The following is an 18958-nucleotide window of genomic DNA, read 5'->3' as shown; positions in this document are numbered from 1 at the left end:
GTGCGTACTCGCGTGCCGTCGAGCGGGTAGTGTGGCCGCATGGACATTGTTCGACTGAGTCTAGGAATGGCTCAGGTGGACTTCCGCGAGGTCTGGGCGTTGCAGCGGGAGGTCCACGACGACGTCGTCACCGGGCGGCGTCCGGACACCGTGCTGCTCCTCGAGCACGCGAGCGTCTACACGGCCGGCCGCCGGACGGCGCGCGCCGAGCGGCCCACCGACGGCAGTGACGTCGTCGACGTCGACCGCGGCGGTCGCCTCACGTGGCACGGGCCGGGCCAGCTCGTCGCCTACCCGATCGTGCGGCTCGCCGACCCGGTCGACGTCGTCGCCTACATCCGCGCACTCGAGCAGGCGGTCATCGACACGGCCGCGGAGTGGGGCGTCGCCGGCGGCCGCGTCCCGGGTCGCTCGGGGGTGTGGGTGACCGGGACACCGGACCGCAAGCTCGCCGCCGTCGGCGTCCGGGTCGCCCGCGGCGTGACCATGCACGGGGTGGCGATCAACGCCGACGCCGATCTCTCACCCTTCGCGGCCATCGTCCCCTGCGGCATCAGCGACGCCGGTGTCACCTCTCTGAACATCGAGGCCGGGCGGCGCATCACGCCCGTGGACGTCGCCGACGCCTTCGAGCAGCACCTCGCCACCGCGCTGACGCCGTGCCTCGCGAACCCGGCACTCCTCGCTACGACCCCGAACGGAGACCGATGACCATCGCCCCCGAGGGCCGCCGCATGCTGCGAGTCGAGGCGCGCAACGCGCAGACCCCGATCGAGCGCAAGCCGGCCTGGATCAAGACCCGCGCGACCATGGGGCCGGAGTACCGGGACCTCAAGGAACTCGTCCACGGCAACGGCCTGCACACGGTGTGCGAGGAGGCCGGCTGCCCGAACATCTTCGAGTGCTGGGAGGACCGGGAGGCGACCTTCCTCATCGGCGGCTCGCAGTGCACCCGCCGCTGCGACTTCTGCCAGATCGACACCGGCAAGCCGGACGCCTTCGACCGGCTCGAGCCGCTCAAGGTCGCGCGGTCCGTCCAGACGATGGGGCTGCGGTACGCGACCGTAACGGGCGTGGCCCGCGACGACCTCGACGACGGCGGAGCCTGGCTCTACGCCGAGACCGTGCGGCAGATCCACGCGCTCAACCCCGGCACCGGCGTCGAGCTGCTCATCCCGGACTTCGACGCCGTGCCCGAGCAGCTGGCCGAGGTCTTCTCCTCGCGGCCGGAGGTGCTGGCGCACAACGTCGAGACGGTGCCGCGCATCTTCCGCCGGATCCGCCCGGGCTTCCGCTACGAGCGCTCGCTGAGCGTCCTCCGGGCCGCTCGCGACGACGGCTTCGTCACCAAGTCCAACCTCATGCTCGGCATGGGCGAGACGATGACCGAGGTGCTCGAGGCGATGGAGCTCCTCCGGGAGGCCGGGTGCGACCTGCTCACCGTCAACCAGTACCTGCGCCCCTCGGTACGCCACCACCCGGTGGAGCGGTGGGTGCGGCCCGAGGAGTTCGTCGACCTCGCAGTGGCTGCTGAGGAGATGGGCTTCCTCGGGGTCATGGCCGGCCCGCTCGTGCGCTCCTCCTACCGGGCCGGGCGGCTGTGGGGCACCGCGATGCGCCGCCGCGGCGAGACCGTGCCGGACTCGCTCCAGCACCTCCTCGAGCCGGCCGAGTCCCGCCAGGAGGCCTCCGCCCTGGTCCGCTGACCCCAGACGCGAGTACGCACAGACGGTCACCACCGCCCCCGTTTCAGGGGTCAGGGTGACCGTCTGTGCGTATTCGCGCGTCGGGGGCGGCGGGTCAGCCGACGCGGTGGAGCCAGCGGACGGGGGCGCCGGCACCGGCGTAGCGGAAGGGCTCGAGCTCGTCGTCCCAGGCCTGGCCCAGGGCGAGGTTCATCTCGTGGCGCATGCGGGCGGGGTCGGCGGCGAACTCCAGGGCCGCGCGGATGCGGTCCTCGGGGACGACGACGTTGCCGTGCGCGTCGGTCTGGGCGTGGAAGATCCCCAGCTCCGGGGTGTGGGACCAGCGGCCGCCGTCGACGCCGGGCGCCGGGTCCTCGGTGATCTCGTAGCGCAGGTGGGTCCAGCCGCGCAGCGCGGACGCGAGCCGCGCCCCGGTGCCGACGGGACCGGCCCAGGAGTACTCGGCGCGGAAGAGCCCGGGCGCAGCGGGCTGCTCGGTCCACTCGAAGGACACCCGGCCGTCGAGGACCGTGCCCGAGGCCCACTCGATGTGCGGGCACAGCGCACGGGGCGCAGAGTGCACGAAAATGACACCGCGGGTGATTGCACCACTCATGTCGACCCTCCTGGTTCCGGTTGAGGTACGTCTTCCCCTACGACCTCAGCGGTGGAACCAGCGGCTCTCCACGATCACGGCGTGACGCGCTCATCATGCCACACCGGCGCCGGGACGGCCCCACGCGGGGGCCGTCCCGGCCGGTGGCTCAGGCGCGTGCCGGCTGCGGCTCGGCAGCCTCGGGGCGGCCGCTCACCTGCTCGGGAGCGTTCGCCGCGTACTCCTCGTCCTCCTCGGAGAAGAGGTTCTCCGCGTTGGCCGAGTTGTACCGCTCGACGTCGAGGATGCCCTCGCGCTTGGCGACGACGGTCGGCACGAGCGCCTGGCCGGCGACGTTCGTCGCCGTGCGGCCCATGTCGAGGATCGGGTCGATCGCCAGGAGCAGGCCCACGCCCTCAAGCGGCAGGCCCAGGGTGGAGAGCGTGAGGGTGAGCATGACGATCGCGCCGGTGAGTCCCGCCGTCGCCGCGGAACCGACGACGGACACGAACGCGATGAGGAGGTAGTCGGTGACCGCGAGCTCGAGGCCGAAGAACTGGGCCACGAAGATCGCGGCCAGGGCCGGGTAGATCGAGGCGCAGCCGTCCATCTTCGTCGTCGCGCCGAGCGGCACGGCGAAGGAGGCGTAGGACGACGGCACGCCGAGGTTGCGCTCGGTCACCCGCTGGGTCAGCGGCAGGGTGCCGATGGAGGAGCGGGAGACGAAGGCCAGCTGGATGGCCGGCCAGGCGCCGCGGAAGAAGCGCATGACGCCGAGCCCGTTGGTCTTGAGCACGATCGGGTAGACGACGAGCAGCACGAGCGCGAGACCGATGTAGACGGCGCCGGCAAAGGTCCCGAGCGGAGCGAGCGCGTCCCAGCCGTAGGTCGCGATGGCGCGGCCGATGAGGCCGAGCGTGCCGAGCGGCGCGAGGCGGATGATCCACCACAGGACCTTCTGGATGATGGCAAGCAGCGAGCGGTTGACCGAGAGGAAGGGCTCGGCCTTGTCCCCTACCTTGAGGGCCGCGAGGCCAACGACGAGCGCCATGACGAGGATCTGCAGGACGTTGAAGCTCAGCGAGCTGCCGACCCCGATGATGTCCCCCGCCTCACTCCGCTCGAGGGAGGCCGAGGTCTCCAGGCCGAGGAAGTTGACCGGCACGATGCCGCTGAGAAAGTCGAGCCAGCTGCCGGAGCGGCCCGGGTCGCTCGCGGCGTCCGCGCCGACGGAGGTGTTGATGCCTGGCTGCATGACCAGGCCCAGGCCGATGCCGATGACCACGGAGGCCGCGGCGGTGATGGCGAACCACAGGAGCGTCTGGCCGGCCAGACGGGCTGCGTTCGCGACGCCGCGCAGGTTGGCGATCGAGGCGACGATCGCGGTGAAGACGAGCGGCGGGACGGTGGCGCGCAGCAGGCTGACGAAGGTCGAGCCGATGGTGCTGAGGGCGACGGTCAGGCCGTTCGGCTCCTCGTTCGGGCCCTCGCCGATGGCGAGCGCCCACCAGCCCAGCAGCACGCCCAGGACGAGGGCGGCGAGGATCTGGACGGTGAAGGACGGTGCGCGCAGACGCCGTCGGGTGGGTGCAGTGGACGTGGACATGGCTGCCTTTCCGGGTACGCAGACGTGACGAGGGTGGCGGCGCGCAGGCGCGCGCCAACGCGGGCAACCGGACGCGTGCCGACACGGGTCGGCGGAAGATCAGGGTCGGCAGCGCTGCCGGGGGCGTCCGGGACTCAGGTCCCGCGGGTGCTCAGGGACGACAACACAGCGCGCTGGCCTGACGACCGAGGTCGCAGTGGTAGCGCGCAGTGAGGTTCCAGAGGTTGAGCACACACCCTCCCCGAGTGACGATCCGAGATCCGGACCAGCCGCTCACTTTAACGAACAATCCACATGAATGGAAGGGTCTACAGCATCTCGCGGATCGCGCGCATCGCCTTCTTGCGCTGAGCGCGCTCGAGACGGTCGATGTAGAGCATGCCGTCGAGGTGGTCGCACTCGTGCTGGAGGCAGCGGGCCATGAGCTCCTCGCCCTCGACGACGACCTTCTTGCCGTCGAGATCGGTGCCCTCAACGCGGGCGTACCAGGCGCGCTCGGTGGGGAACCACAGGCCGGGCACGGACAGGCAGCCCTCGTCGCCGTCCTGGTACTCCTCCTCGGAGACCTCGACGAGGCGCGGGTTGAGGACGTAGCCGATCTCGTCGTCGATGTTCCACGAGAACGCGCGCAGGCTCACACCGATCTGGTTGGCCGCGAGCCCGGCCCGCCCCTCGTGGTCGACCGTCTCGAGGAGGTCCTCGACGAGCATCTTCACGCGCTCGTCGATGTCCGTGATCGGTTCGCACGGGGTGCGCAGGACGGGGTCACCCACGACGCGGATGTCTCGCATAGCCATGGGGACCAGTTTCCCACGGTTCGTGAGGTGCTCCGGCACGCGTCCCCGGTTCCGTCGACCGCCTTGGTGCGCCCGCCGCGACGACCGTCCGGCACAACGTGCGGGTTCCGAGTCCTGGGAGAACGCGAAACCCACACGGTCCGCGAGGGCGGCGGGGGCGGGTTGCTCGTACGGGCGGGTGGGGCGGGCAGGTCGAGCCGACTGACGACGACGGCGCCGCTCAGGACGTCGCCGCGATCGCACCTCGCCCCGCCTGGCGGCCGGAGAAGAGGCACCCACCGAGGAAGGTGCCCTCGAGCGAGCGGTAGCCGTGCACGCCTCCCCCGCCGAAGCCGGCCGCCTCCCCGGCCGCGTAGAGCCCGGGCAGTGGTGCGCCGTCCTCGGTGAGCACGCGGCCGTCGAGGTCGGTCTCGATGCCGCCGAGGGTCTTGCGGGTGAGGACGTGGAGCCGGACGGCCACGAGCGGCCCGGCGGCGGGGTCGAGAAGGCGGTGCGGCGGGGCGACGCGGATGAGGCGGTCCCCGCGGTAGGTGCGGGCCTGGCGCAGCGCCGTCACCTGCGCGTCCTTGGTGAACTCGTTGGCCATCTCGCGGTCGCGGGCACGGACCTCCCGGGCGACGACGTCGAAATCGAGGGGCGCGTCGGGCGTGATCCGGTTCATCCCCGCGACGAGCTCCTCGAGCGTGTCCGCGACGACGAAGTCCGCGCCCCGCCGCATGAACTCGGCCACCGGTCCGGGCGCCCCCGACCGCAGCCGCTCGGCGAGGCGGCGCAGGTCCTTGCCGGTGAGGTCGGGGTTCTGCTCGCTGCCGGAGAGGGCGAACTCCTTCTCGATGATCCGCTGGGTGAGGATGAACCAGCTGTGGTCGTGCCCGGTAGTGCGCAGGTGGCGCAGGGTGGCCAGGGTGTCGAAGCCGGGGAAGAGCGGGGCGGGCAGCCGGCGGCCCGCCCCGTCGAGCCACAGCGACGAGGGGCCGGGCAGGATCCGGATGCCGTGCCCGGGCCACACGGGCGCGTAGTTCTCGATGCCCTCGGTGTAGTGCCACATCCGGTCGCGGTTGACGAGGCTCGCGCCGGCCTCCGCGGCGACCTCGAGCATCGAGCCGTCGACGTAGGCGGGCACCCCGGTGAGCATCCGCTCCGGCGGCGTGCCGAGCGACTCCGGCCACCAGCGGCGCACGAGCTCGTGGTTCCCGCCGATCCCGCCCGAGGCGACGACGACGGCCTGGGCGCGCAGGGTGAAGTCCCCGACGACGGCGCGTGAGGTTACCTCACCGCGCGCGGCGGTGTCCGGGGCCAGGACCTCCCCCGCGACGCCGTCGACCACTCCCCCGCTCGTGGTGAGCCGGGTGACGCGGTGACGCGGCGCGAGACGCACGAGCCCGTCGTCGACGGCGGCGCGGACCTGCCGCGCGAAGGGCGCGACGATGCCGGGGCCGGTGCCCCACACGATGTGGAAGCGCGGCACCGAGTTGCCCGGGCCGGTGGCGAGCGTGCCGCCGCGCTCGGCCCAGCCCACGACCGGGAAGAAGCGCACGCCCAGCGAGTGCAGCCAGGCCCGCTTCTCCCCTGCGGCGAAGTCGACGTAGGCGCGCGCCCAGCGCTCGGGCCAGTGGTCCTCGCGCGGCCGGTCGAAGCCGGCGGTGCCGAGCCAGTCCTGCCAGGCGAGCTCGACGTCGTCGTGCACGCCCATGCGGCGCTGCTCGGGTGAGTCGACGAGGAAGAGCCCGCCGAAGGACCAGTAGGCCTGCCCGCCGAGGTTCTGCAGCGGCTCCTGGTCCACGAGCACCACCCGGCGGCCCGCTCCGACGAGCTCCGCCGTGGCGACCAGCCCGGCCAGTCCCGCTCCCACGACGATGACGTCCGCGTCCATGCGACTCTCCCCTCCCATAACGGCTCCCTCACCGTCGCGGCCAGGCTAGCGGGCCCCACCGACACGGAGGGCCGCTCGGGCGCCGATACCGCACACGACCGCCCAGATCGACACCGATATCGACAACGTTTTCGATTCTTATAGTCCAATCTCTGTACAAAACGCTGTCCGGCTGCCTACGGTGCTGAACGGCACCAGTTGACCATCTGCGAAGGAGCAGAGAATGACGCGGAACCGACCACGCTGGCGACCCTGGACAGCCGGGCTGCTGGCACTCACGATGACCGGAGGAGCGGCCGCCGCCGCAGCACCGGGCGACACCTCCCCCGCGGCGGCGGGCGACCCCGTCGTCGTCGTGAGCAACCACTTCGAGAACGGCTCCTGGGACCCGTGGACCCTCAGCGGCGAACCCACCCTCTCCGTCGTCGACGTCGACGGCGACAAGGCCCTCCAGGTCGCCGGCCGTACCGCCGACTTCGTCGGCGTCCAGACCCCGGCCGGCCTCCTCGAGGAGGGCACCGAGTACACCTTCTCGATGCGCGCCCGCCTCGCGGAGGGCACTCCCGGTGCGGCCGGCGTGCGCTTCGTCATGAAGCCGGACTACACGTGGATCGGCGACACGACGATGACCGCCGACGCCTGGACCACCGTCACGGGCACCCTCACGGTCCCCGCGGACGGCCAGGTCTACATCGGCACCGCCGACCTGCCCGAGGGCGCCTACACCTACCTCCTCGACGACCTCCTCATCACCGCGGCACCGGACGACGACGGCGAGGAGCCGGGCACCCCGCTCGACCTCGTCTTCGACTTCGAGGACGGCCTGCAGGGCTGGACCCCGCGCGGAGACGCGGACGGCGACCCGACCGTGTCCGTCACGGACGCCGAGGCCCACGGCGGCACGCAGGCCGCCCTCGTCTCAGGCCGCACCTCGCAGGGCGACGGCATCGGCCTCGACCTCACCGGGCAGGTGGCGACGGGCACGACCTACGAGGTCAGCGCCTGGGTGAAGATGGCCGCCGGGGCGGACCCCGACGACATCTGGCTGAGCATGCAGCGCACGACCGACGGCGCCGACGCCTTCGACACCCTCGCCCAGGTCCCCGGCGTCACGTCCGACGGGTGGACCGAGGTGACGGCGACCTTCACCATGCCGGCCGCCGACTCCGCCCGGATCTACCTCGAGACGAGCTACAACACCGGCAGCAACGGCGACTTCCTCGTCGACGACGTGACGATCCGCTCGCAGACCAGCACCGGGATCGAGGAGCTCACGCCGCTCAAGGACACCGTGCCCTTCCCGATGGGCGTGGCGATCGACCAGCGCGAGACGCTCGGTGACTCCGCCGCGCTGACCACCCGGCACTTCAACCAGGTGACCGGCGAGAACCACATGAAGCCCGAGGCCTGGTACGACGACGAGCAGCACTTCCGGATACACCCCGAGGCCGCGGCGATCATGGACTTCGCCCAGGCCGAGGACCTCGACGTGTACGGCCACGTGCTCGTGTGGCACAGCCAGACCCCGGCCTGGTTCTTCCAGGACGCGGCCGGCGAGCCGCTCACGACGCGCGCGGCGGACCAGCAGGTGCTGCGCGACCGGATGCGCGAGCACATCTTCGCCATCGCCGAGACGCTGAGCGACGAGTACGGCCCCTTCGGCAGCGAGACGAACCCGCTCAGCGCCTGGGACGTCGTCAACGAGGTCGTCTCCGACAGCGGCGAGTTCGCCGATGGGCTGCGCCGCAGCGAGTGGTACCGGATCCTCGGCGAGGAGTTCATCGACCTCGCCTTCGAGTACGCGGACGAGGCCTTCAACGGGGAGTACGCCGCCCCCGGCACCGACCGCCCGGTCACGCTGTTCATCAACGACTACAACACCGAGCAGTCAGGCAAGCAGAATCGCTACTACGACCTCGTCGAGCGGCTGCTCGCGCGCGACGTGCCGATCGACGGCGTGGGCCACCAGTTCCACGTCAACCTCGCCATGCCGGTGCAGGCGCTGGAGGACGCGATCGTCCGCTTCCAGGACACCGGGCTCACCCAGGTGGTCACCGAGCTCGACGTCACGACCGGCACCCCGGTGACCCAGGCGCTGCTCGTCGAGCAGGGCTACTACTACCGCGACGCGTTCCGTGTCTTCCGGGAGTACGCCGATGACCTGTACTCGGTGACGGTCTGGGGCCTCATCGACACCCGCAGCTGGCGCGACAGCAGCGGCGCTCCCCTGCTCTTCGACGGGAACCTCCGCGCCAAGCCGGCGTACTACGGCGCCGTCGACAGCGCGGAGCTGCCGCCGCGGCAGCGCTCGGCCTTCGTCTTCGCCGGCGACGTCGCCCTCGACGACGCCGCGTGGGACGCCGTCGAGTGGGAGCAGCTGCCGCTCCACTCGGTGCAGGACGAGGCGCTCGAGGAGCGCGCGGCCTTCCAGCTGCGCTGGGCGGCCGACCACCTCACCGTGCTCGCCACCGTTGCGGACGGCTCCGACGCGATCGAGATCGTCGTCGGTGACGAGACCTACGCCGTCGGGCGCGACGGGGGCGCACCGGCCGCTGCGGCCGTTGCGGCGGCGGCCGACCTCGCCGCGGTCACGACGGAGGTCGACGGCGGCTGGCTCGCCGTCGTCCACGTCCCGCTCGACGGCGCGGCGGAGGGCGACCTCCTCGGCTTCGACCTGCGGACCGTGGGCGACGACGGCGCGGTGGGCTGGTCCTCGCCCGGCACCCTCGCCCAGCTCACACTCGTCGAGCCGCTGTCCTACCTCGAGGTGGCCCCGGCCGAGGGGACGCCGGAGGTCGACGGGACGGTCGACGAGGTGTGGGAGTCGGCCGGCGTCGTCACCACCGACAAGCAGACGCTGCTGGCCGAGGGCACCGACGCCGCCGCCACCGCGACGGCCGAGGTCCGCACCCTGTGGGAGGAGAACACGCTCTACGTCCTCATGGAGGTCACCGACGCGGAGCTGAACGCCGAGCACAGCGACCCATGGGCGCAGGACTCGGTGGAGATCTACGTCGACGCGGGCAACTACAAGAACGGCCCCTACCGCTACGACGACACCCAGATCCGGATCAGCTACGAGAACGTCGTGTCCTTCGGCACCGGTGACGAGGCCTTCCAGGCCGCGCGTGTGGAGAGCGCGACGTCCGTGACCGAGGACGGGTACGTCGTCGAGGCGGCGATCAGTCTCCTCGAGGAGGGCGGGCTCGGGACGTTCCACGGCCTCGACTTCCAGGTCAACGACGCGAGCACGGTCGACGGCGTCGCGGCCCGCACCTCGATCCGCAACTGGGCCGACCCGACCGGGCTCGGCTACCAGAGCACGGCGCGGTGGGGCGTGGGCCAGCTCGTCGCGGCCGTCGAGGAGCCGACGACGCCGCCCACGGACGGGCCGACGACGGAGCCTCCTGCCACGGAGCCGCCGACCGACGGGACACCGAGCGACGGCGCCACCCCGCCGACGGGCGGAACGGACACCCCGGGACGCGGCAGCCTGCCCATCACCGGTGTGGAGCTGACCGCCCTGCTGGTGGCGCTGCTGCTCGTGGCCGCCGGCGGCACGCTCGTCGCGCGCCGGAGGTCCGCGACGGTGGAGTAGGAGCGAACGAGAAGCAGCAGGGGCCCTGCCGGACATGCACCGGCGGGGCCCCTGCTGTGTGGCTCCCGCGGCTGGATTCGAACCAGCAACCGTCCGATTAACAGTCGGATGCTCTGCCGTTGAGCTACACGGGATTGCGGGGACGATGCTACCAGGGACGGGACGTCTGACGGTCTGCCGAGTCGCCCGCAGCCGCAGCCGGTGGAAGCACAAAGGCCCGGAACCGCTGAGGTTCCGGGCCTTGCCTGCTCCCGCGACTGGACTCGAACCAGTAACCGTCCGATTAACAGTCGGATGCTCTGCCAATTGAGCTACGCGGGATCGTGCGGATCGACTCTAACAGGACGGTGGTGTGGTCCGGGAGTCGCGCCCGGGCGTCGCGGCTGTGAGTTGGGCCGCACTTAGCCGGTGAGGCCGACGGCCTCGCGGACCCGGCGCTCCAGCTCGTCGATCTCGCGCTCCGCCTCCTCGCCGCGGGGCAGCGGCCCGAAGGCGGTGACCTGCGAGTACAGGCTCCCGTCCTCCCGGCGCCGGACGATGGCGCGCACGCGGGTGCCGCCGACCTCCGCCGTCTCGTGGTGCACGACCGACGCCTGCACCCGCTCGCGCAGCGCGGAGGTGAAGACCTCGACCTCGTCGGACTCGAGGACCAGCTCCTGGTCCGGGCGCTCCCGGTCGGCCCAGGTGATCGTGAAGGTGCGGGAGTCGCCGTCCCAGGACCCGTTCTCGATCTCGTGCCACGCGGTGCGCTGCCCCAGCCCGTCCTCGCCGACCACGAGCAGCGCGTCACGGGCGACGACGGCGAAGGAACCGTTGGTCATCGCGGCGAAGGCGAGCGGCCGGTCACCCTTCGGCAGGTGCGCGGCGACGGCGTCGGGCAGGCGGGGGGAGCGTCGGAAGATCGGCACGCCCTCACGGTAACCCGACCGCCGGCCGCTAGGATTGCCGGGCCGTGGCGGCCCCCAGCCGCCCTGCGCCCCAGTAGCTCAGCCGGTCAGAGCAGCGGACTCATAATCCGTCGGTCGTGGGTTCAAGCCCCACCTGGGGTACCCAGCACCGAGGCTGCGTGCCACAAAGGCGCTCCAGAACGCTGGGTGAGGTCCGCACTCAAGTGTCATCGCTTGATCCACCCTCGACCACGTCAGGTCCGGGCCCCCTTGTGGCACGCGCCTTCGGCCGCCAGCCCCACCCGAGGCAGCCCGGTCCCTAGAGACACCACGGGACGTGCGGCGCCGGACCGCCGGCCACCGCCAGGTCGTCTGCGTGCCACAAAGGCGCTCCGGCTCGACGGGCTGGGGCCAAACTCAAGCCTCGGCGCTTGAGCCGCAGCGCGACGACGCCCGGCCCGGTCCCTTTGTGGCACGCAACGAGCAGCCGCGCCTTCGCACACAAAAGGCGCCGCCCCGGGCGGTGTCCCTACCTCTGGGGGGAGAAGGAGGAACCCGGATCCGGGGCGGCGCATCTCCTACGTTAGTACCATGAAGCCCCTACGAAAGCACGACTGCGGCAAGTGTGTCGCAGATCGCACGTTCGGCGACCGGCAGACTGCTCCCGTGACCACGCCTCCCCTTCCCCGTCTTCTTGACGCCTGGCGCCTCGCTGGCGCACACGTCGACCTCGCCCCGCCCGCCACTGCCGCGGAGCTCGCCCGCGCCGAGGCCGACCTCGGCCACCCGTTCCCCGCCGAGGTCCGCGAGCTCTACGCCGCGTGCAACGGGATGTCGCTCGCCTCCGGCGACCTCGTCCTCCACCCGCTCATCGGCCCGAACGGCAGGGGCGTCACCACCGCCGCCCCGCAGCTGCGCGAGCAGTCCTGGCGGGTGCCCGAGGAGCTCCTCGTCCTCGGTGACAACGGTGGCGACGAGGCCATCGGCGTCTGGACCGTCCCGGACGCTCGCCGCACCCTCGTCGTCCTTATCGGCTCCCCCCTCGACGACTCCCCGCTCGCCCTGCTCGGGACCAGCCTCACCGGTTGCCTCGCCGCCTGGACGGCCTACTTCCTCCCGCTCGCTGACCCGGGCGAGGATCCCGCCGTCGCGGACTTCCTCGCGGAGCTCGATGCACCACGCCCGGAGGCGGGCGAGGAGGACGAGCACCTCATGACCCTGCTCGCCTGGGGCTCACCGGACCTGCCCGAGCTCGACGACGTCCCCCTCACCCCCGAAGAGCTCACCCGCCTCGCCCAGCAGGCGTAGCCTGCCTCAGTCGACCTTCGCGGGCTCGACGATCTGCAGGTCCTCGACCAGCTGGAGGAAGGCCCGCGCGTAGGGGCTGTAGGACACCTCGTCGCGCACCCGCTGCCAGTCGATCTGCTCCCGCAGCGCCCGGGTGAGCGGCAGCAGCCGCCCGAAGTCGCAATAGTGCTCCCCCAGCACGCGCAGCTTGGAGGAAAGCACGTCGGTGGCGCTGAGGACCGGCATCCGCACGGCCAGCACCTCGAGCATGTCGGCGCGCTCGAAGAGCTCGTCCTCGACCGGCTCCCCGGTCATCCGGTAGAGCACGTCCACCAGCTGGCCCTTGTGGTACGCCTTGAACAGCCAGTTCTCCGCGGGCTCGTGGACGTCGAGGCCGGCCGCGCCGATCGCGGCCCGCGCCTGCTCGATGTGCTCCTCCTTGATGACGAAGTCGGCGTCGTGCTCCGGCTCCGGCGCCCCCCGCACCCACGCGGCGTAGCTCCCGCACAGCGCGAAGGGGATGTCCGCCTCCGTGAGCGCGACGGCGGTCATCCGCAGCGCGTCCTGCAACGCCTCTCGGGCCTCGTCTGCCATGCCACGGGTCTACACGACCGTGTGCGCTCCTGCACCGTGGGAACCACAATCGAGGCCATGCGCCTGGCCACCTTCAACATCCTGCACGGACGCTCCCTCGTCGACGACGCCGTGGACCTGGACCGGTACGCGCGAGCGGTCCGTGCCCTGGACGCCGACATCCTCGCCCTGCAGGAGGTGGACCGCGACCAGCCCCGCTCCCACGGCGCCGACCTCACGACGATCGCCGCGGAGGCGATGGGCGCCGTCGAGCACCGCTTCGCCGCCACCCTCGCCGGCCTGCCGACGGCGTGGTCCGCCGCCACCGGCGACCTGCAGCCCGGGACGGCGAGCTACGGCGTCGCGCTCCTGTCGCGCTGGCCGGTGAGCTCGTGGACCGTCATCCCGCTCGAGGCCATGCACGGGGAGGTGCCGGTCGTCTTCGACGACGCCACGGAGCCGACGATGGTGACGGACGAGCCGCGCGTCGCCGTCGTCGCCGTCGTCGAGACGCCCGAGGGGCCGATGACGGCGGTCTCCACCCACCTCACCTTCATACCCGACTGGACCGTGGTTCAGCTCGAGCGGCTCGTCGCGGCCCTCGCGGAGCTGCCGCGCCCGGCCGTCATCATGGGCGACCTCAACATGGCCGGCTCGCGTCCCACGGTCGCGACCGGGTGGCGCTCCCTCGCGGACGCGCTCACCTACCCGGTCTCCCACCCCGACCGGCAGATCGACCACATCCTCGCCGAGGGCGCGATCCGGGCGGCCGGGGAGGCGCGCTCGGTGGCCACCGGGATCTCCGACCACCGGGCGCTGCTCGTCGAGGTCGAGCGCGGCTGGGGCCGCTGAGTCAGCTGTCCTCGCGCAGGGCGCGGCGGCGGTTCTCCATGGCGACGAGCTCGGCGAAGATCTGCACCGCCTCCTCGCTGTCCGGGGCGGTGCGCTGCAGCCGCCCCTTGAGGTCGGCGATCTGCCGCGTCAGGCCCATCTGGATGAGGGAGAGCAGGACGCCGCGGGCGTAGTTGCCGAGCGCCTCCGGGCGGTCCTCGGGCAGCGGGGCGACGGCGAGCTCGGTGATGACACCCGCCACCGGCCCGACGGCGTTCTCCCGCAGCGTCTCGGTCCACCAGCTGGCGGCGTGGCGCTCCCCGTCGGCGCGGCCGCGCTCCTGGCTCGCGCGCTCGAGCTCGGCCCCGTAGGCACGGGTGCCGCCCGCCGCGCGGATGGCGTCGTGGACGCCGCGGTAGGCGGGGACGGTGAAGGTGTCCGGCGCGAGGTCGTCGAAGCCGGCACCGAGCGCGAGGTGCGGCAGCTGGAGGACAACCTCGAGCACCTGCCGCTCCAGGCGCGCCACCGGGTCCTCCCGGCCCGGGCGCGAGCCCTGCCGCGCGGAGGCGGGCTCCACGGGCTGGCGAGCGCCGTCGCCGCCGCGCCCGCCGTACCGGCCCCCGCCGTTCTGCTCGCCGCGGCCGCCCGGTGCGGGCTGACCGGCCACTCCCCCGCGTCCGCCGCCACCGCGCTCGGCCTGCGCGACGGCGCGCCGCACCGACTGCTCGTCCATCCCCAGCCAGCCGGAGAGCTCGCGGGCGTACTCGCTGCGCAGGGCGCGGTCGCGGATCCCGGCGACGACGGGAGCCGCGGCCCGCAGCCCGGCGACCCGGCCCTCGACGGTGTTGAGGTCCACGCGGCGCAGCGCGGAGCGGATCGCGAAGGCGAAGAGCGGCTCGCGGCTGTCGACGAGGGAGCGCACCGCTGCCTCCCCCCGCTGCTGGCGCAGGTCGCACGGGTCCATGCCGCTCGGCTCGACCGCGACGAAGGTCTGCGAGGCGAACTTCTGGTCCTCCCCGAAGGCGCGGAGCGCGGCCTTCTGGCCGGCCTCGTCGCCGTCGAAGGTGAAGATGACCTCCCCGCCGCGGGTGGCGCCGGAGGAGAGCATGACCCCGGAGGCGGCGTCGCCGCTCTCGCCGAGCAGCCGGCGCACGATGCGCACGTGGTCCGGCCCGAACGCGGTGCCGCACGTGGCGATCGCGGTGCCGACGCCGGAGAGGTGAGCGGCCATGACGTCGGTGTAGCCCTCGACGACGACGACCCGCTTGTCCTTGGCGATCGCCCGCTTGGCGAGGTCGATGCCGTAGAGCACCTGGGACTTCTTGTAGATGGGTGTCTCGGGGGTGTTGAGGTACTTGGGCCCCTGGTCGTCCTCGCTCAGCTGCCGGGCGCCGAAGCCGATCGTGTCCCCGGTGACGTCGCGGATCGGCCACACGAGCCGCCCGCGGAAGCGGTCGTAGATGCCGCGGTTGCCCTGGCTGACGAGGCCCGAGGCGATGAGCTCGGGCTCGGTGAAGCCGCGCCCGCGCAGGTGGCGCAGCAGGCCGTCCCAGCCCTGGGGGGCAAAGCCGACGCCGAAGGTCGCGGCGGCCTGCTCGTCGAAGCTGCGCTCGGCGAGGAAGCGGCGCCCGATCTGCGCCTGCGGGGTGAGCAGCTGCTCGCGGTAGAACTCCTCGGCCACCCGGTGGGCCTCGATGAGCCGCTGGCGGCGGCCGTGGTCGCCGCCCGGACGGGAGGGGCCGCCGTCCTCGTAACGCAGCTGGATGCCGGTGCGCCCGGCGAGGTACTCGACGGCCTCGGCGAAGGAGAGGCTGTCGATCTTCTGGACGAAGGAGATGACGTCCCCGCCCTCGTCGCAGCCGAAGCAGTGCCACAGGCCCAGCTGGGGGCGGACGTGGAAGCTCGGGGTGCGCTCGTCGTGGAAGGGGCACAGCCCCTTCATCGAGCCGACGCCTGCCTGGCGGAGCGTCACGTGGGCACCCACGACCTCCTCGATGCGGGCACGCTCGCGGACGGTCGCGATGTCCTCCCGCTTGATCAGCCCTGCCACGCCCCGAGTGTAGGTCGTCCACGACCGCGCCCATGCCGCCTCCGCCCCGGCGCTGACGCCCTCACCGCGCGGCGGCCGCCTGCGGGTATACGGTGGGGCCAAGCCGTCAGAAGCGCTTCGCTTCTGCCCCAGGCGCGGCCCAGCGTTCCCTGGGGTGGCGGCCGTCTCCTAGCGAGGAGCTGGGTCGAGACCACTCAGACCGCCCAGGAGAACCGATGTCGACTGCGACGCCTCCCGCTCGCGTACGCTGCCGCACGACCACTGTGGCCCGGTGGTGACGCCATGGACGTGAGACTCGGCGAGCAGCTGGCGCCCGCGGTGGCTCGGGCGTCGGGCCTCCTCCTGTCCGGCCGCGCGGTCGAGGCGGTGCTGCCGCTCCTGACGGCGACGGCGCTGCACGTGGTCCCGACGGCGGTCGGCTCCGGTATCACCCTGCTCGGCTCCGGCGGCTCCAAGGCCACGGCGGCCGGCACCGACCCGCTCGTGGAGAGGGCCGATGCGCTGCAGTACGAGCTGGACGAGGGGCCCTGCCTGGACGCCTGGCGCCAGCGTCGCTACATCGTCGCCGACGACCTCACCACGGACGGACGGTGGCCGCGGTGGGCGCCTCTGGCCGCACAGCTGGGTCTGCGGTCTGTCGCGAGCGCCGGGCTGGTGGCCGGGGAGGCCTCCGTGGGCGCGATCAAGCTGTACTCCACCGAGCCGGCAGCCTTCGACGAGGCCGACCGGGCGGCGTTGATCCTCTTCGCCGCCCAGGCGGCGATCCTCGTCGACAACGCCGGGGGCTTCGAGCGTGCCGGTCACCTGAGCGAGGACGTGCAGGCCGCGCTCCGTGAGCGGGACACCGTCACCCGCGCGACCGGCTTCGTCATGGGCCGCGAGAAGGTGCCGGAGGACCGGGCCTTCAGCTACCTCATGAGCCGGGCGCAGACCGAGGGGACCTCGATCCACGAGGCCGCCACCCGGCTGCTCCGCACCGCGGGGGGCTGACGCCGTGGTCGTCCTCGCACCGGGCCGTCAGCGTGAGCTGTGCCGGCACGCCCAGGTGAGCGCCCGGCTCGGCACGGACGAGCTGTGGAAGCGGTACTTCGCCCTCGGCGGGACCGCCGGCGCCGTCGAGCTCGACGCCTACCTCAACGGTGCCCTCGACCTCCCGACCGACCAGCGCGACCGGGTCGCGCTGGCCATCAACGAGCACATCGACGCGCTCGCCGGAAAGGTGCGCGCACCGTACTCCCGCCCCCTGCGCTCCGCCGGCGACCAGGACGCCGCCCTCGCCGCTCTCAGCGAGCTGCTGCGCGGGACCCACCTCGCGCCACCGGACCGGGTCCCGGCAGCCCTGGACGCCGCAGCGGCGCACCTCGGTTTCTCGGCGGTGCTATACCTGGCCGACTACGCCAACGAGCTGCTCGTCCCCTTCCCCGGGCGGCACGGCAACGACCGCACCCCGCTCACGATCGATGCCACCCTCGCGGGACGGGCCTACCGCCACGTGAAGCCGCAGACCACTGTCAGCGGCGACGGCCAGGCCCGCATCTGGATGCCCGTGATCGACGGCGTCGAACGGGTCGGCGTGCTCGACGTCATGGTGGAGGACTCCCTCGACCTGCACGACCCCGTCCTCCAGCGCCAGGTGTGGATGGTGTCCCACTACCTCGGGCACCTGGTCACGGCGCTGGAGGTGCTCGGTGACCGCATCGACGCCGTCCGCCGCACGCACCCACGGAGCGTCGAGGCGGAGCTCGTGTGGAGCCTGCTCCCGCCGCTGACCGCGGGTACCGACAAGGTGCTCCTCAGCGGCCGGCTCGAGCCGGCCCACACCGTCGGCGGGGACGTCTTCGACTACTCGCTGTCCCCCACGCGCGCCCACCTCGCCGTCATCGACGCCACCGGGCACGACCTCCGTGCCGGGATGGCTGCGGCGGCAAGCCTCGCGGCCTACCGGAACGCGCGCCGACAGGGCCACGGTCTCTTCGCGCAGGCCGAGGCCGTCCACCGCACCCTCGCCGAGCACTTCGGCGGCCAGTACATGTTCGCTACCGGAGTTTTCGGCGAGCTGGACTTGGACTCCGGCCGCCTGCGCTACTTCGTCGCCGGGCATCCCGCTCCCCTGCTCCTGCGCCGGGGCAAGGTCGTCAAGATTCTCGACCAGGGTCGTCGCTCGCTCCTGGGACTGGACGTCTCGAGTGCGGCGTTGGGTGAGGAGCGGCTCGAGGCCGGTGACATCGTCGTCGTCTACACCGACGGCATCACCGAGGCCCGCGACTCCGAGCGCGAGTTCTTCGGGACGGCACGACTTGTCGACACCATCGAGCGCGCCGCCGCCGACGGCAAGCCGCTGCCGGAGATCTCCCGCACCGTCCTCCGAGCGCTCCTGCACCACCAGGACGGAGTCCTGCAGGACGACGCGTCGCTCGTCCTCGTCCAGTGGACCACCGAGGGCCAGGCGGATCTGGACCCCACGCTCCTACAGGAGTGACCTTATGGGGCGCGCGCCCTGCTACCCGCAGAGGCGACCAGGTGCTCGCGAGCGGCGCCGGGCCGGGCCCACACCCTCCGCCCGGCGCGCGCACCCGCCCCGGCGGCGAGAGACTCGACACTCCTAGCGGCGTCGAGCAATGGAGCATGGGATGTCTCAGCAGAACACACTCGTCCGAAGCCTTCACGACCTCGGACTGGCGGCCTGGTTCGGTGGCTCGCTCATGGGGGCGATCGGCCTCAACGGTGCGGCGGCGGAGGCCGACAACCCCCGCGAGCGCCTCACCCTGTCCTCGGCGGGCTGGGCCCGGTGGGCGCCGGTCAACGCCGTCGCCATCGCCGCGCACGTCTACGGCGGCCTCGGGCTCCTCGAAGGGAACAAGGCACGGCTGGCCAAGCAGCCCGAGACGCAGGCGAACACCACGCTCAAGACGGTGCTCACCGGTGCGGCCGTCCTCAGCACCGCCTACAGCGGCCTGCTCGGCAGGAAGGTCGCCACGCTGGCCGACGAGGGCACCTACGGGGTGACCGAGCCGCGCCCGGGTGCCTCGACCAAGCTCAAGCGGGCCCAGCGGCGGCTGCGCACCATGCAGTGGGTGACGCCCGGCCTCACCGGTGCGATCGTCGTCCTCACCGCGCAGCAGGGTGAGCAGCAGCGACCGCTGGCCGGCCTGCTGCACCGCCGCTGAGCGGCTCGG

Annotated in this window: 15 protein-coding genes and 3 tRNA genes; 9 read left to right on the top strand and 9 right to left on the bottom strand. The window is 72.4% G+C overall.

All coding sequences use genetic code 11. The annotated features are described in order from the left end of the window. Nucleotides 1–66 precede the first annotated feature (66 nt). Both lipB and lipA read left to right on the top strand, forming a co-directional pair. Nucleotides 67–711, top strand: coding sequence for a lipoyl(octanoyl) transferase LipB (lipB, locus tag AA0005_RS07520; RefSeq protein ID WP_413452790.1), 645 nt, complete (start codon nucleotides 67–69; stop codon nucleotides 709–711). Beyond that, nucleotides 708–1706 carry a lipoyl synthase gene (gene lipA, locus AA0005_RS07515; protein WP_413452789.1) on the top strand — a complete coding sequence of 333 codons (999 nt, stop codon included), beginning with the start codon at nucleotides 708–710 and terminating at the stop codon, nucleotides 1704–1706. The genes lipB and lipA overlap by 4 nt, the downstream gene beginning before the upstream one ends. Before the next feature lie 94 nt (nucleotides 1707–1800). Here lipA and AA0005_RS07510 read toward each other — a convergent pair whose 3' ends face one another. From AA0005_RS07510 to AA0005_RS07495, 4 genes are all read right to left on the bottom strand, one after another. Continuing rightward, a complete protein-coding gene (locus AA0005_RS07510; RefSeq protein ID WP_413452788.1) occupies nucleotides 1801–2301 on the bottom strand; it encodes a DUF3145 domain-containing protein in 501 nt (166 codons plus the stop codon). 148 nt (nucleotides 2302–2449) lie between these two features. Next, nucleotides 2450–3886 (bottom strand): dicarboxylate/amino acid:cation symporter, encoded by a 1437-nt coding sequence (locus AA0005_RS07505; protein ID WP_413452787.1) that lies wholly within the window; start codon nucleotides 3884–3886, stop codon nucleotides 2450–2452. Between the two features lie 308 nt (nucleotides 3887–4194). Then, nucleotides 4195–4683, bottom strand: a complete 489-nt coding sequence (gene def / locus AA0005_RS07500) for a peptide deformylase (protein ID WP_251838038.1) — start codon at nucleotides 4681–4683, stop codon at nucleotides 4195–4197. A 220-nt stretch (nucleotides 4684–4903) separates the two neighbouring features. Next, nucleotides 4904–6556: an FAD-binding dehydrogenase gene (locus AA0005_RS07495; RefSeq protein WP_413452786.1), complete on the bottom strand. Its 1653-nt coding sequence runs from the start codon at nucleotides 6554–6556 to the stop codon at nucleotides 4904–4906. Nucleotides 6557–6779: 223 nt separating this feature from the next. Between AA0005_RS07495 and AA0005_RS07490 the strand changes: the two genes are divergently transcribed. Next, complete coding sequence (locus AA0005_RS07490; protein ID WP_413452785.1) at nucleotides 6780–10154, top strand: endo-1,4-beta-xylanase; 3375 nt, start codon at nucleotides 6780–6782, stop codon at nucleotides 10152–10154. Between the two features lie 59 nt (nucleotides 10155–10213). Here the strand turns inward: AA0005_RS07490 and AA0005_RS07485 are convergent. The 3 genes from AA0005_RS07485 to AA0005_RS07475 all read right to left on the bottom strand — a co-directional run bounded on the left by AA0005_RS07485 (nucleotide 10214) and on the right by AA0005_RS07475 (nucleotide 11062). Further along, nucleotides 10214–10288 (bottom strand) — tRNA-Asn (locus AA0005_RS07485). A gap of 114 nt (nucleotides 10289–10402) precedes the next feature. Beyond that, nucleotides 10403–10475 (bottom strand) — tRNA-Asn (locus AA0005_RS07480). 80 nt (nucleotides 10476–10555) lie between these two features. Beyond that, nucleotides 10556–11062: a hypothetical protein gene (locus AA0005_RS07475; RefSeq protein ID WP_413452784.1), complete on the bottom strand. Its 507-nt coding sequence runs from the start codon at nucleotides 11060–11062 to the stop codon at nucleotides 10556–10558. Between the two features lie 67 nt (nucleotides 11063–11129). Here AA0005_RS07475 and AA0005_RS07470 point away from each other — a divergent pair. Beyond that, nucleotides 11130–11203 (top strand) — tRNA-Ile (locus AA0005_RS07470). A 504-nt stretch (nucleotides 11204–11707) separates the two neighbouring features. Then, a complete protein-coding gene (locus AA0005_RS07465; RefSeq protein ID WP_413452783.1) occupies nucleotides 11708–12349 on the top strand; it encodes an SMI1/KNR4 family protein in 642 nt (213 codons plus the stop codon). A gap of 6 nt (nucleotides 12350–12355) precedes the next feature. Here the strand turns inward: AA0005_RS07465 and AA0005_RS07460 are convergent, their stop codons facing one another. Next, the gene (locus AA0005_RS07460) at nucleotides 12356–12922 is read right to left on the bottom strand and encodes a hypothetical protein (protein ID WP_413452782.1); all 567 of its coding nucleotides are present in this window, start codon (nucleotides 12920–12922) and stop codon (nucleotides 12356–12358) included. A gap of 36 nt (nucleotides 12923–12958) precedes the next feature. Here AA0005_RS07460 and AA0005_RS07455 point away from each other — a divergent pair, with 36 nt between their 5' ends. Further along, nucleotides 12959–13753, top strand: coding sequence for an endonuclease/exonuclease/phosphatase family protein (locus AA0005_RS07455; protein WP_413452781.1), 795 nt, complete (start codon nucleotides 12959–12961; stop codon nucleotides 13751–13753). Between the two features lies 1 nt (nucleotide 13754). Here AA0005_RS07455 and dnaG read toward each other — a convergent pair whose 3' ends face one another. After that, entirely contained in the window at nucleotides 13755–15782 is a 2028-nt protein-coding gene (gene dnaG / locus AA0005_RS07450; protein WP_413452780.1) for a DNA primase, read from the bottom strand. A 282-nt stretch (nucleotides 15783–16064) separates the two neighbouring features. Here dnaG and AA0005_RS07445 point away from each other — a divergent pair, with 282 nt between their 5' ends. The 3 genes from AA0005_RS07445 (at nucleotide 16065) to AA0005_RS07435 (ending at nucleotide 18949) form a co-directional block, all read left to right on the top strand. Continuing rightward, nucleotides 16065–16772, top strand: a complete 708-nt coding sequence (locus AA0005_RS07445; RefSeq protein WP_413452779.1) for a GAF and ANTAR domain-containing protein — start codon at nucleotides 16065–16067, stop codon at nucleotides 16770–16772. Nucleotides 16773–16776: 4 nt separating this feature from the next. Beyond that, nucleotides 16777–18261, top strand: a complete 1485-nt coding sequence (locus AA0005_RS07440) for a PP2C family protein-serine/threonine phosphatase (RefSeq protein WP_413452778.1) — start codon at nucleotides 16777–16779, stop codon at nucleotides 18259–18261. A 151-nt stretch (nucleotides 18262–18412) separates the two neighbouring features. Then, complete coding sequence (locus tag AA0005_RS07435) at nucleotides 18413–18949, top strand: hypothetical protein (RefSeq protein ID WP_413452777.1); 537 nt, start codon at nucleotides 18413–18415, stop codon at nucleotides 18947–18949. Nucleotides 18950–18958 lie beyond the last annotated feature (9 nt).

It is taken from the genome of Georgenia phoenicis, from assembly GCF_047302425.1.
Classification (GTDB): Bacteria; Actinomycetota; Actinomycetes; order Actinomycetales; family Actinomycetaceae; genus Oceanitalea.
The sequence above is the reverse complement of the archived record's forward strand: the minus strand, read 5'-3'. Positions and strand labels throughout refer to the sequence as shown.

Excerpts from the sequence above, each read along its gene's own strand:
- AA0005_RS07460 (WP_413452782.1), bottom strand. The coding sequence starts at position 12,922 with ATGGCAGACGAGGCCCGAGAGGCGTTGCAGGACGCGCTGCGGATGACC.
- AA0005_RS07510 (WP_413452788.1), bottom strand. The coding sequence starts at position 2,301 with ATGAGTGGTGCAATCACCCGCGGTGTCATTTTCGTGCACTCTGCGCCC.
- lipA (WP_413452789.1), top strand. The coding sequence starts at position 708 with ATGACCATCGCCCCCGAGGGCCGCCGCATGCTGCGAGTCGAGGCGCGC.
- lipB (WP_413452790.1), top strand. The coding sequence starts at position 67 with ATGGCTCAGGTGGACTTCCGCGAGGTCTGGGCGTTGCAGCGGGAGGTC.
- AA0005_RS07495 (WP_413452786.1), bottom strand. The coding sequence starts at position 6,556 with ATGGACGCGGACGTCATCGTCGTGGGAGCGGGACTGGCCGGGCTGGTC.
- AA0005_RS07505 (WP_413452787.1), bottom strand. The coding sequence starts at position 3,886 with ATGTCCACGTCCACTGCACCCACCCGACGGCGTCTGCGCGCACCGTCC.
- def (WP_251838038.1), bottom strand. The coding sequence starts at position 4,683 with ATGGCTATGCGAGACATCCGCGTCGTGGGTGACCCCGTCCTGCGCACC.
- AA0005_RS07435 (WP_413452777.1), top strand. The coding sequence starts at position 18,413 with ATGTCTCAGCAGAACACACTCGTCCGAAGCCTTCACGACCTCGGACTG.
- AA0005_RS07490 (WP_413452785.1), top strand. The coding sequence starts at position 6,780 with ATGACGCGGAACCGACCACGCTGGCGACCCTGGACAGCCGGGCTGCTG.
- AA0005_RS07445 (WP_413452779.1), top strand. The coding sequence starts at position 16,065 with ATGGACGTGAGACTCGGCGAGCAGCTGGCGCCCGCGGTGGCTCGGGCG.